Source organism: Elusimicrobiota bacterium, assembly GCA_016182905.1.
Lineage (GTDB): Bacteria > Elusimicrobiota > Elusimicrobia > UBA1565 > UBA9628 > GWA2-66-18.
In genome coordinates this window covers 1-12630 of the sequence record JACPFR010000028.1, presented here as the reverse complement: position 1 = coordinate 12630, position 12630 = coordinate 1, and the positions used below count along the sequence as shown (strand labels likewise).

The window sequence follows — 12630 nt, the reverse complement described above, 5'->3', positions numbered from 1 at the left end:
TCGTTTCAGTCAGGGTCCTTCGGCCCACCTCTTCGTGTAAAAAGGCCCAGCATCGCCCACTACGTGCCTGCCTTTCGGGCGGCTCGGGGCGTTGAAGCCGGTTCGAGTAACGTCCTATTCCCGTGGTCGGTTTTGGGCCAAAACAGCCACTTTGGGCAGTTTAAACTCACTTCCGGCTCCAGCCCAGGTTCGAATACTGCCAAACGACGGGCAGCCAATCTTGACGTGAGCTATCCTCAAGGATAGTCGAAGCCCTCCGAAAGGAGGGCTTTTCGTTTTGATGTTCGGGTAAATAGATAGAATCATCCTCAAGATATGCGGTCGAAGACCATCGCTTTCCTTTTCACCGACATCGAAGGCAGCACCCGCCGTTGGGACTCCCACCCGGATGAGATGAGCGAGGCTCTTGCCCGCCATGACGCGCTGATCCGCCGGGCTGTGGACGCATCCGGCGGGCGAGTGTTCAAGGCCATAGGCGACGCGTTCTGCGCGGTCTTCCCGACGCCGGGAGAAGCGCTTGCGGCCGTCTTGGCGGCGCACCGCGCGCTGGACGCGCAGTCATGGGGGGTGCTGGCGCCGTTGCGCGTGCGCGCCGCGATCCACTTCGCAGCCGCCGAGGAACGCGACCAGGACTATTTCGGCCCGGCTCTCAACCGCGTCGCGCGGCTGCTTTCGGCGGGACATGGCGGGCAGACGCTGCTCTCCCGAGCGGCGGCGGATGCCGTTGCGGACGCCCTGCCCAAGGGGGTGTCGCTGCGCGACCTGGGAGAGCGCCGATTGAAGGATCTCGTCCGCCCCGAGCATGTCTTTCAGGTCGTCGCGCCGGGACTTCCGGAGGATTTCCCGCCGCTGCGCACGCTCGAGGGACGGCCGAACAACCTCTCCGCGCAGGCCACGGCCCTCATCGGCCGCGAGACGGAGCTTGCCGAGATTCGCCGGTCGATCCGGCGCGACGGCGTGCGGCTTCTGACGATCTCCGGGACGGGAGGCGCGGGCAAGACGCGGCTGGCGCTGCAGGCCGGCGCCGACTTGGTCGATGAGTTCGCGCACGGCGCTTGGTTCGTCGCGCTCGCCGCGGTCCGCGAGCCGGGCCTGGTCCTTCCCGCGATCGCCGCGGCGCTGGGCGTCAAGGAAGCCGCCGGCCTGCCGATCCGCCGGATGCTCACGGACTTCCTGGGCGAGCGCCAGCTGCTGCTGATACTCGACAACTTCGAGCAGGTGCTCGACGCCTCCGCCGAGGTGGCGACGCTGCTCGAGGCGGCTCCAGGCCTCAAAGTGATCGTGACGAGCCGGAGCTTGCTGCGCATATACGGCGAGCAGGACTTCGCGCTGCCCCCGCTCCAGCAGGCCGAGGGCGTGCGGCTCTTCGCCGAGCGGGCGCGCGCCGCCAAGTCGGACTTCTCGGTCACCGACGACAATAGGGCCGACGTCGCCGCGCTCTGCGCCCAGCTCGACGGCCTGCCGCTCGCCATCGAGCTGGCGGCCGGCCAGAGCCGGCTGTTCTCTCCGAAGGCGCTGCTGGCCGAGCTGAGCCGCCGCGGCGCGGGGCCGCTCGACGTCCTTTCCGGGGGCGCCCGGAACTTGCCCGAGCGACAGAGGACGCTTCGCGGAGCGATCTCATGGAGCTACGAGCTTCTCGACGCGGCCGAGCGCGAGGCCTTTCGGCGGCTGGGCGTCTTCAGCGGCGGTTGGGACCGCGAGGCCGCCGCCGTGGTGCTCGGCGAGGAGCGCGTCATGCCGGTGCTGGGCTCGCTCTTGGATAAGAGTCTCGTGCGCGCCAACTCGGAGGGCGAGGAGGTCCGTTTCGGGATGCTGAGGACCCTGCGGGACTTCGCCCATGAGCGCCTCAAGGAGCACGGCGAAGGCGGCGATTACCGGCAAAGGCATGCGGACTATTATCTCGCGCTCGCCCAGATGGACGGCGCGAGGCTCGAGGGACCCGATCAGCAGCGGTGGTCCGAGCGGCTCGAGAGCGAACTCGGTAATTTCCGCGCGGTCCTCGATGACGCTCGGGATCGGCGGGACGCGGACGCCGCGCTGCGCCTCGGGGCCGGCCTGGGGCCCTTTTGGAACCAACGAGGCCTATACACCGAGGGCCGGGACCAGCTCGAGTCCGTGCTCGGCCTGGACGAGGGTCCGCCGACGGCCGCGCGGGCGCGCGCGGTCCTCGCGCTCGGGCAGATGCACGCCGGGCTCGGAGAGCTGCCGCAGGCGCTTGCCCAGCTTGAGAAGGCCGATGGGCTCTTCCGGACGCTCGGCGATGCGAAGGGCGAGGTCGACGCGCTCACGGCATTGACACGGGTCTTGGTATTCCGCGGCGAGCATGAGCGCGCGCAGCGGGTGACGGAAGAGCTGATCGAGAAGACCGTCCGGCTTGGTGAGCCGCGCCGGCGCGGGCTGGCCTTGGCCCGGGCGGCCTCCCTCGCCCTCGATCGCGGCCAAGCTGAGCGCGTGGCGCCGATGCTTGAGGAGGCGCTCGTCCTGGTGCGCCAAGCGCACGACAAGCTCAGCATCGCCACGCTCTTGAACACGCTGGGAGAGCATGTGCGCGCCGGTGGGGATTTCGCGCGAGCGGCCGGACTCTACGAGGAGAGCCTGACGCTCTCGCGGGAGCTGAGCAGCGCATACTGGTCCACGGTGGCGGCGGGGAACCTTGCGGTCTGCCTGCTGCGGCTGGGCCGGTCCGCGGAGGCGCTGCCTCTGGCGACGGAGACGCTGACGGCCGCGCATTGCAGCGGAAACAAGCATAACGTGCCTCCCGGGCTTATACTCGTCGCCGCGCTGGCCGCGGCGGCGGGAGAGCCCGAGCAGGCGGCGGTCCTTCTGGGCGCGGCTGAGAAGCTCCTGGGCGAGCAGAACGCCGTTCTCATCTACGCGGATCGGGTCGAGTGCGACGAAACGACTCGATCGGTTCGGGCCGCTCTGGACGCCGGAGCCTACGAGTCCGCGCGGGCGGCCGGCCGCGAGCTGACCTTATGCTCGGCCGTCGAGCGGGCGCTGAAGTTGGCTTCGGACCTCAAGGGAACCGCCAGCGGAACATCGCACAGGTGAACTTGCTCGTAAGACGCCGTGTCGGTGGCCGCCGCGATCAACTTACTCCGGAGTACGCAGCCTGCCGATGACGGGCAGCCAATCTTCAGATGAGAGCCCTTCGGCCGCTAGGTCGGAGGGCTTTCGCCTTTTTAGTAGGCTACCACCGTCATGAAAGATTCTCATCAGAGGCGAGATATCACGCCACGCTTACGGTGGCCGGGAGTTTTGAAGAAATCGCTGCTCTTGGCGCTGGTCCTGTCGATCGCGGCCGGGACCGCGGCGCGCGCGGAAACGTGGGCGGAGCGAACTCTTCGCGGCATGACGCTTGAGGAGAAAGTCGGGCAGCTCCTCATGCTTTCCGTTTTTGCCGGCTGGGACAAGACCGAACTCGACGCAACCCGCGAAGCGATACGCTTATACAAGCCCGGAGGCCTTATCTTTTATCGGGCCGATTCAAAGACCCACGTCGGCTTGGTCAATGAGATGCAGGGTTTGAGCGGCCAGCCGCTCTTGATAGCCTTGGACGCGGAATGGGGCTTGAGCATGCGGCTCTCCGATGCGATCCGGTTTCCCCGCAACATGACCTTGGGTGCGCTGACGGACGACGGACTTCTCCGGTCCCTCGGGTCCGAGATCGGCCGCGAACTTCGTGTCGTCGGCGTCCACCTGAACCTCGCTCCGGACGTCGACGTCAACAACAACCCGAAGAATCCGATCATCAACGACCGGTCGTTCGGCGAGAACCCGCAGAAGGTCGCGGCGAAGGGCGCCTCGTACATGCTCGGCATTCAAGCCGCCGGGGTCTTGGCCTGCGCCAAGCACTTCCCGGGCCACGGCGACACGGACGTCGATTCCCATCTCGACCTGCCGCGCATCCCGCACCCGCGGGAAAGATTCGATCGGGTTGAATTCATTCCTTTCAAAAAACAGATCGAAGACGGCGTCGCGGCCGTGATGATCGCGCATCTTTCGGTCCCGGCCCTGGAATCGGATGCTAATCGTCCGGTCTCGCTTTCGTCGCAGGTCATCACCGGATTGCTGCGGCGGGAGCTGGGGTTCGGCGGCCTGGTCGTCTCGGACGCGTTGGCGATGGCGGCGATCACCAAGGCTTATCCGGGAGGACAGGCCATGGCCGAGGCCGCTTTCGCCGGGACCGACGTGCTGCTCCTGGGAAGCGACAACGGGAAGATCCTTCCCGTCCTTTCTCAGCAATTGCCGGACGGCTTCAAGAGGATCGCCGAAGCCGTTCGTTCCGGCCGGCTGCCGGAGGCGGAACTGGATCAGAGGGTCTTGAGGATCTTGCGCGCCAAGGAAGCCCTCGGCCTCGATCGCGAGCGCCTCGTGCCGGCCGAAAATCTCTCGGACAAGCTGATGACGGCGGGGGCTATGAAGCTGAAAAAAGACCTCTATCGCAAAGCCCTGACGCTCGTTCGCAATGACGGCGATTTTCTGCCGTTGCGACTGGGACGAAAGATCGCTCACGTGCAGATCGGAGCGCCTCCGCGCCTGCGCGGGCTGCACAACCGCTTTCCTTGGTTCTTTCGCCGCTCGGCGTATACTCCGTTCGCCAAAGCCTTGGCTGAGCGTATTCCGTTCAGCGCCTTCTATGCCTCCTCACGTCCGACTCCGGACGAGACCCGGCGGATGATTGAAAGATTGTCCGGATATGACGCCGTGATCGTGTCTATCCAAGGGATGACGCGCAAGGCTGCCGAGGGGTATGGCCTGACCGCGGAGGGTCTGGATATGCTCGCGCGCGTCCGCGCTTCCCGTAAGCCGACGGCTCTCGTCGTCTTCGGCAATCCCTACAGCCTCGCGCTCGCGGGTCCACAGACGGCCGTTCTTGTCGCTTATGAAGACGATCCGGAGGCGCAGGCAGGAGCCGCCGAGGTGGTTTCCGGCGCGCTCAAAGCGGAAGGGCGCCTGCCCGTGACCGCCTCTCAGGACTTCCCGGAAGGATCGGGACTTTGATTCATGGCCGTCCTCGCCACGGCCGCGGCTTTCGGGTCGGGAGCGCCAAACGGAAGCGGGCCTCGAAAGTTCTTTCTATCGAATGGCTCAGGCAGCCAACTTTGACTCCCGGCGAACACGAGCCCTCCGAAAGGAGGGCTTTTCGTTTCGGGGTTTGTGATTTATAGTATGTTCATCGTCATGAAACAGTCCCGCCCCATCCCTTTGGCCGCCGCGACCGCTGCCGTGCTCCTCGGCCTCACCTGCGCGATGTCGGGCTGCATGGCCATGGGCGGCAATGTTTGGAAAATCCAGCGCACATACAAGGCCATGGAGAGCGGCACGGCCGACGATGTCATGCGCGAGCTCGGTTCCCGCGATCCGGCGCGGCCCATCGTGGATGTTGTCGGCACCCCTACGCTGTGGGAGTTGACGGACAAAAAAGGGCGCCAGGATGTGGTCCACCGCCTCGTGGACGCCGGCCATCCTCCGCCGAAGGGAACCTTCGTTCGTTGGGCTCTCCACGACCCTGCGCTGGGCCGCAAGTTGCTTGCCCGCGGAGTGAGCGTGGACGAGCGCGACGATTACGGCGCCACCGTTTTGATGGGAGCCGCCGGCCACGGTGACATCGAACTGATGCGGTTCATGTTGGATAAGGGCGCCGCGCCCGGCACCCTTACTTATAATCACCGGACGAATGCGCTCATCGCCGCCGCCAAAGCCTGCAAACTCGAGGCCGCCCGCTTGCTTCTCGAGCGCGGCGTGGGCGTTGACGCTGTCGGTTCGGACGCGCCGACGGCCCTGCTTCACGCCGCCGAGCAGGGGTGCGTTGATGTCGCCATGCTGCTCCTGGAGCGCGGCGCGGATCCGAACAAGTCGGGCGTGAACCGATGGACGGCCTTCATGTACGCGACCAAGAACGGTGATATCGCCTTGGCCCGGGAACTGGCCCGCCGCGGTGCGGACGCGTCGGTCCAGAGCAAGGACGGCATGTCGGCCGAACGGCTGGCCAAGGAGAGCGGCAACTCGGCCATCGTCGCCATGGTCACGCAGGCTCTCAGCGGTGCCCCCGTCCCCGCCGCCGCTTCGCCGACGCCGAGGGCGCCGGTCTTGCCCGCCCCGTCCTCCCCCGGATTCTCATCGGGCGAGCGTCCCGACGACCTGGCCGTCGTCGTCGGCATCGAGACCTACTCCGACATCGCCTCCAAGGCGCCTTACGCCGAGCGGGACGCGGACGCGTTCAAGGCTCACATGCGCGCGCTCGGTGTGCCCGAGCGCAACATCGTCCTGCTCAAGGGCTCCAAGGCGAGCCGGTCTTCGCTCGTGAAGAATCTGGAGCAGTGGCTGCCGCGCATGGCCAAGCCGGACAGCCGCGTGTACTTCTATTTCTCCGGCCATGGCGCGCCCGAGGTAAAGACCGGGCAGGCCTATCTCGTGCCGTGGGACGGCGATCCCAACTTCCTGGAATCGACCGCCTACTCCATCAGGCAGCTCTACCAGACGCTCGGGAAACTTCCCGCCAAGCAGGTACTCGTCGCCATGGACTCCTGTTTTTCCGGAGCCGGCGGACGCTCGGTGCTGGCATCCGGCGCGCGGCCTCTCGTGGGAAAGATCGAGACCGGCGTCGCGCCCGCGAGGATCACGGTTCTCGCGGCCTCCGCTTCCAACGAGATCTCCGGCTCGCTCGATGACAAGGGCCATGGGGCCTTCACCTATTTTCTGCTTCAGGGCCTCAGCGCGGGCAAGACGACGCCCCAAGCGCTCCTGGACTACCTGACGCCGCGCGTGCAGGACGAGGCGCGCCGCCTCAACCGCGATCAGACACCGCAGCTCCAGGGCGACGGATCATGGTCCTTACGATGAGGGGGCTTCCCGGCTGGCCGGTTCGCGCCGGCCGAGTTCGAGGATGCCGCCTGACCGTATTCCAGTGATTTGAATTCGGCAATTCTCCGAAAAACGTCTCCGGCATCCCGGAGCCAGCTGCGAAGTTTGTCCAATCCGGCAGCCAAATTTCGTCGCAAAATGGCCCTTCAAGGTGAAGGGCTTTTTTCATGCTCATCGCGCCGCCCGGATTAGGACTCGATCTTTTCCTGGAATAGGTTGACCTGCGAATCGGGGCGACGTTGATATTCCCAGGACGAACGCGCCGCGCACACTACTGGAAAGCGGCTCCCAACTCGTATAATCAAACCATGTCTCGACTTCGCGCCGCCCTCGCGGCCCTACCGCTCACCCTCTTGCTCGCGTCCTGTGCCGGAGGCCCGTCGCGCCCGACGGTCGTCCTCAATCCGCTCAATGCAGCCGCGCAGAACGCGGACGCGGTCTCGATTCGGGCCCAACTCAAGGAGGGAGCTGATCCGTGCGCGAAAGACGTCGACGGGCGTTCGGCCGTCTCCCGCCTTTTCTACAACGGGGGCCGCATGGCCGACGCGATCCTGCCGGCCGCCGTCGAGCGCGGATGCCCCGCGGCGCTCTACTTCGCGGCCGCGCTGGGGCGGGCCGAGTCTGTCCGCGACTTGCTCGCGAAGGGCGCGCCGGCGCGCGGCGTAGATGCGGATTGGAGACCGATCGACGGGGCGGCGGCGGGCTTGCCCGGGGCCGGCGGCGAGACGCCCGGCCACGTTGAAGCGGCCCGGATGCTGCTGGACGCGGGCGTGGACCCCAACGCCAGGCGAGAGAACGGTTATTCGCCCCTGCACTTCGCTATCACCAATAATCACCCTGGCGTCGCCAAGCTCCTGCTCGAGCGTGGGGCCAACCCGAACGATGAGGGCTATCAGGGCGAGCCGCTACTCGGCAAGGCGGCGAGCCATGGGCATATCGCGACGGTCCGTTTGATGCTCGAAAAGGGCGCCGACCCGGAGCCGGCGATCGCAGCTCTCGAGCGGAGCGTCACATACTGGCAAGGCAAGCTCTCACGGCCCTATGCCGGAGTCTATGAGCAAAATCAGCTCCAGGCCGCGCGCAACTCGATCGCTCTGATCCAGCGTCTCGCCGCCGAGCGCCGCGCGCCAGCCGCTGCGGGCGGGACGACGAGGGAGGAACTCGCGAGCATCGTCGCGGCCGCCGTCGAGAAGGCCTCGGCGAAGCGCGTGACCGCCGGAGCTCCGCCCGAGCCGAGCTCGGATGTGGACCAGCCGTCATACCGACGCCCCGCGCGCCCGTCCGACCTCGCCGTCGTCGTCGGCGTGACAAAATACTCCGACCTCGTCGAGGCTGCATACGGCGAGCGCGACGCGGAGGCGGTCAAGAATCATCTCATCGCCCAGGGCTTCCCGAGCCGCAACGTCGTGCTGCTCTCCGGAGAGAAGGCCTCGCGCTCGGCTATCGAGAAGTTTGTCGAGACCTGGCTGCCGCGCAACGTGACTTCGGACTCGCGCGTGGTGTTCTACTTCTCCGGCCACGGAGCGCCGGACCCGGTCAGCGGCAAGACCTATCTCGTGCCGTGGGACGGCGACCCCGGCTTCCTCGAGAACACGGCCTATCCCATCGCGCGCCTGTACGAGAAGCTGGGCGCGCTCGAGTCTCGCTCCGTGCTTGTCGCGCTCGACGCCTGCTTCTCGGGTTCCGGCGGACGTTCGGTTCTTGCCAAGGGCGCGCGCCCACTGGTCGCGCATGTCGCGAGCGCCGCGGTTCCGAAGAACCTGACCGTGCTCGCTGCCGCCGCGGGCAACGAGATCGCTTCGACCGCTGACGAGCAAGGCCACGGACTGTTCACTTACCACCTGCTCAAAGGCTTGACGAGCGCGGCTCGCGGCGCGGACGGTGTGCTGTCCGCGCGCGCGTTGCATGAATATCTCACCCCGAAGGTCCAGGACGCCGCCCGCCGTCAGAACCGTTCGCAGACACCGACCTTGATCGGGGAAGCGGGTCTTGAGGTCGCGCGCTGAGCTGAGGTGCATCACCGCGGTGAGTAGGTGCCGATGGCGGCGGTAGCCGTTCTAGAATCGTCCTGTTCCCATTCACTGCTCGCGTATTCAAGTCAGACGCAATGCTGAATTATTCGCCTCATTTTCAAAAAGCCAGGTTCTGATATCGTCTGTTTCCCGCAGCCAATTTTGACGCAACTATCCTCAAGGATAGTCGAAAGCCCTCCGGCAATGGAGGGCTTTTCTTTTGTCGGGTTATGGGCTGGTCTAAGCGGACCATGAGCCAAACTCCCGCTTGCTGGTTTTTGCCGGCATCACGCTCAGGATAGGCCAAAGCCGCCGCCGCGTCAAGCGCGGCTAGCGCTCAAAGCCGGCGGCGCGAGTAGACGATCTCCATGACGCGCACAAGCTTGCCCTCGGGCGGGCCGATCCAGGCCTCGTAGGTGAACCGGTCGGGCCCGACGAGCGTCATCACTTCCTCGATGCGCAGCGGCTTGCCCGAGGCGGCGTCATCGATCGTTCCGCGGGTGCGGATCGCCTTACCCGAGGGGTCGGGCGGGCCCTCCGTTCGCATGATGGCCGTGCTGAGGTCGTCGAGCCAGAGTGAGACATACCGGCCCTTCGTGTTGTCGAAGCCGACATAGCCTACGCCGGAGGTGGGCTTGCCGAGATGGCGGCCTTCTTGGCGTTGTTCGAGGAAGCGGCCGCCGAGGATAAGACGGAGCTCGGCTGTGCCGGCGCTCTCATGCGGCGCCGTCTCGGGCTGCCGCCAGAAGCGCGCATGGATATCCCATGTGCCGGCGAAGTCGGCGAGGCGCTCGTGATGGCGGCCGGGAACGGTCGCGTCGGCGGACCATGCCAGCCCGGCGAGAAGTATAAGGAGCCTCATCGTCGGAACAGGGCGATGATCTCGCGAATCTCACGGATGACGAAGTGGGCGGCGGAGAAGTCCTCGTCGTCGTTGTATCCGTTTCGCAGACCTGCGACCAACAGCCCGGCCTTGCGCGCCGCTTCGATGCCGGCGGCTGTGTCTTCGACGGCCAGAGTATGGCGCGGAGAGGCGCCCAGCCGTCGGAGGGCCAATAAGTGCGTCTGCGACTTGCCGAGCGCTCTTTGATCGGGCGGCAGATCGTCGGAGCTGACCACGGCGCCGAAGGCGCTTTCCAGCTGGAACCGGTCGATCATTCTTCCCACGGAGAATCGTGTGTTCGCCGAGGCGAGGGCCACGGGTACGCCGGCTGCTTTCAGGGCGTCGGTCGTCTCGAGAAGGGTCGGCTCGAGCGCCGCGAGCGTGCCGTAGATCGTGGAAGCCACGGCTTCGCGCCGCCGCGTGTATTCCTCGTATCCGAGCGTCGCCCCGCGGTTCTGCGTGATCCAGCGGTGAACCTCAGGCAGGCTCTTCCACTTGATGTGCTTGAGGTCGCCCTCGGCCCAGGCAGGGGCGACCGTTCGCAGGAACGCTTGCCCGTGCTGGGTCCAGAGCGCCCCGCTGTTGAGCGCGACCACGCCGTCCATGTCCAGCACGACGGCTTGGAGCGGCAGCAGGCGGGCCTGCTCGAGGCTCGCCCGGAACGCGACGGCCGACGGCATCCTGCCGAGACCCGCCGGGGCGGCCTGCAGCCGTCCGGCGAGGAGCAGTAGGAATAAAAAAAGCCGCCCGCAGGACGCGAACGGCATGAATATCTCTTTCATCGTCCCTCCGCTGGAATTACCCAGATCAGGTTGTTAGGGTCGGCCTCTTAAGGCCCTCTCAGCCCGATGTATCGAGCTCCCCTGCGGCGTCATCATATCAAATGGGCGGCGCCGGGCGCCGAATTTTTATTTGGGCCTTGACAGGCAACTAATTAGTTGCATATAATGGGGTGTGGAAAAACACGCCGCCGTGAGCGCCGCCGATCTGGTCTTCAAGGCCCTGGCCGACGCGGGCCGTCGCCGCCTGCTGGACCGCCTGCGCGTCAAGAGCGGGCGCACCCTCAACGAGCTGTGCGAGGGCATGGACATGAGCCGGCAGGCGGTGACCAAGCACCTCGACCAGCTGGAGGAGGCGGGGCTGGTGGAGACGCGGCGTGTCGGCCGCGAGCGACTGCACTACCTCAATGCCGTGCCGATCCACGACATCGCGCGGCGCTGGATCCGGCCCTTCGAGGAGGGCCGCCTGGACGCCCTGCGGAATCTGAAGTCTCAATTGGAGAGATGACATGACCACGAGAACGAAGACGGAGACTTTTGTCTATGCGACCTTCATCCGCACCACGCCGGAGAAGCTGTGGGAGGCGCTGACCAGCGGCGACTTCAGCGAGAAGTACTGGTTCGGCTTCCGCGTCGAGGTGGAGCAGCGGGTGGGCGGCCGCATCCGCATCGTTCCGCCCAAGGGCATGGAGCAGAAAGGCGACCACGCCGGCGAGGTCCTGGCCTGCGAGAAGTACAAGAGGCTCACGTACACCTGGAAGGTGATCGACACGCCGGAGAAGGCCGCCAAGCGCGACGGCCTCTCGCGCGTGACCTATGAGCTCACGCCCATGGGCGACCAGGTGAAGCTGCGCCTCATCCACGAGAACCTCCTCCCCGAGGACATCGTGACGGACCCGAACTCGTTCCAGGGCATCAACAACGGCTGGCCGGCGGTGATCAGCAGCCTGAAGAGCCTGCTGGAGACGGGCGAGGCGATCGCGTTCGTCCTGCCGAAAGACGCGAAGGGCTGCTGAGCGGAGGCGATCATGAAAACGAAAACGGCGACGATGCACGCGGTCGGAACGCGCGAGGAGTGGCTGAAGGCGCGGCTCAAGCTGCTTAAAGAGGAGAAGGAGCACACGCGGCGCGGCGACGAGCTGGCGTTGAAGCGGCAGGAGCTGCCGTGGGTCCGCGTCGAGAAGAAATACGCGTTCGCGACCGAGGAGGGGGCAGCCTCGCTGGCGGACCTGTTCCAGGGGCGCTCCCAACTGCTGGTTTATCACTTCATGTTCGGGCCTGACTACGCCGCCGGCTGTCCGTCCTGCTCTGCGATCGCCGACGGCTTCAACGGCTTCGCCGTCCACTTGGCCGACCACGACGTGATGCTGTGGGCGGTCTCGCGGGCACCGCTGGCCAAGCTGAAGGCGTACAAGAAGCGGATGGGGTGGACGTTCCCGTGGGCGTCCTCCCACGGCGGCGACTTCAACTTCGACTACGGCGTCGGGTTCACCGTGGAGCAGCAGTTCGAGAAGGGCGTCGAATACAACTACCGGCGCCAGCCCCCCATGTCCACGGACGTGTCGCGCGCGATGCCCGACGCGCCTAAGCAGTTCGCGGCCTCGTGCGGGACCGACGCGGCCACCTACTTGCGCGAACTGCCGGGCATGAGCTCGTTCGTGAGGAAGGGCGGCGCCGTCTACCACGCCTACTCGACCTACGCGCGCGGGCTCGACGGCCTGTGGGGGATGTATCAATGGCTCGACCGCGCTCCCAAAGGCCGCAACGAGGCCGGCCCCTGGTGGCGCCGTCACGACGAGTACGGCAAGCGCTGAGGCGCGGGAGGAGCGAACATGTGCCCACTCTGCGCCGCGGCGATGCTGATCGCGGCGACGGCGTCCGTCGGCGGGTTATTGATCGGCTTTCGTCGCCAGCGACGGGGGGCTCGAGCAGCCGATCTCGATTTAAACTATCCTCAATCCTGATTTTGCGCGACACCGCTTAATCTGCTGAAATCCCGTCGAGGGAGACGGCCGGGTCGAGGATAAAACTGTGCAAGCTATCACCGAATTGCCGTACGAATTTACCGACAAGCCGGTGACCGCATGGG

9 protein-coding genes and 1 riboswitch are annotated in these 12630 nt (G+C 65.9%); of the genes, 7 read left to right on the top strand and 2 right to left on the bottom strand.

What is annotated here, in order from left to right; genetic code table 11:
* Nucleotides 1-315 precede the first annotated feature (315 nt).
* The 4 genes from HYV14_10735 to HYV14_10720 all read left to right on the top strand — a co-directional run bounded on the left by HYV14_10735 (nucleotide 316) and on the right by HYV14_10720 (nucleotide 8873).
* Nucleotides 316-3051, top strand: a complete 2736-nt coding sequence (locus HYV14_10735; protein ID MBI2386476.1) for a hypothetical protein — start codon at nucleotides 316-318, stop codon at nucleotides 3049-3051.
* A 207-nt stretch (nucleotides 3052-3258) separates the two neighbouring features.
* A complete protein-coding gene (locus tag HYV14_10730) occupies nucleotides 3259-5004 on the top strand; it encodes a glycoside hydrolase family 3 C-terminal domain-containing protein (GenBank protein MBI2386475.1) in 1746 nt (581 codons plus the stop codon).
* 168 nt (nucleotides 5005-5172) lie between these two features.
* Nucleotides 5173-6846, top strand: coding sequence for an ankyrin repeat domain-containing protein (locus HYV14_10725; protein MBI2386474.1), 1674 nt, complete (start codon nucleotides 5173-5175; stop codon nucleotides 6844-6846).
* Between the two features lie 329 nt (nucleotides 6847-7175).
* Entirely contained in the window at nucleotides 7176-8873 is a 1698-nt protein-coding gene (locus HYV14_10720; protein MBI2386473.1) for an ankyrin repeat domain-containing protein, read from the top strand.
* A 343-nt stretch (nucleotides 8874-9216) separates the two neighbouring features.
* Here HYV14_10720 and HYV14_10715 read toward each other — a convergent pair whose 3' ends face one another.
* Both HYV14_10715 and HYV14_10710 read right to left on the bottom strand, forming a co-directional pair.
* Nucleotides 9217-9741 carry a DUF1579 domain-containing protein gene (locus HYV14_10715; protein MBI2386472.1) on the bottom strand — a complete coding sequence of 175 codons (525 nt, stop codon included), beginning with the start codon at nucleotides 9739-9741 and terminating at the stop codon, nucleotides 9217-9219.
* Entirely contained in the window at nucleotides 9738-10544 is an 807-nt protein-coding gene (locus tag HYV14_10710) for an HAD family phosphatase (protein ID MBI2386471.1), read from the bottom strand. Before HYV14_10710 ends, HYV14_10715 begins: the two co-directional genes overlap by 4 nt.
* Nucleotides 10529-10637: riboswitch (TPP riboswitch) on the bottom strand. (Overlaps the previous gene by 16 nt.)
* Before the next feature lie 97 nt (nucleotides 10638-10734).
* On the opposite strand from HYV14_10710, the gene HYV14_10705 reads away from it, so the two are divergent.
* Genes HYV14_10705 through HYV14_10695 form a run of 3 tightly spaced genes read left to right on the top strand, consistent with a single transcriptional unit; the run spans nucleotide 10735 to nucleotide 12355 of the window.
* On the top strand, nucleotides 10735-11049 hold the full coding sequence (locus HYV14_10705) for a helix-turn-helix transcriptional regulator (GenBank protein ID MBI2386470.1): 315 nt from the start codon (nucleotides 10735-10737) through the stop codon (nucleotides 11047-11049).
* A 1-nt stretch (nucleotide 11050) separates the two neighbouring features.
* A complete protein-coding gene (locus HYV14_10700; protein ID MBI2386469.1) occupies nucleotides 11051-11557 on the top strand; it encodes an SRPBCC family protein in 507 nt (168 codons plus the stop codon).
* A 12-nt stretch (nucleotides 11558-11569) separates the two neighbouring features.
* Nucleotides 11570-12355 carry a DUF899 domain-containing protein gene (locus tag HYV14_10695; protein ID MBI2386468.1) on the top strand — a complete coding sequence of 262 codons (786 nt, stop codon included), beginning with the start codon at nucleotides 11570-11572 and terminating at the stop codon, nucleotides 12353-12355.
* The last annotated feature ends 275 nt before the right edge of the window (nucleotides 12356-12630 follow it).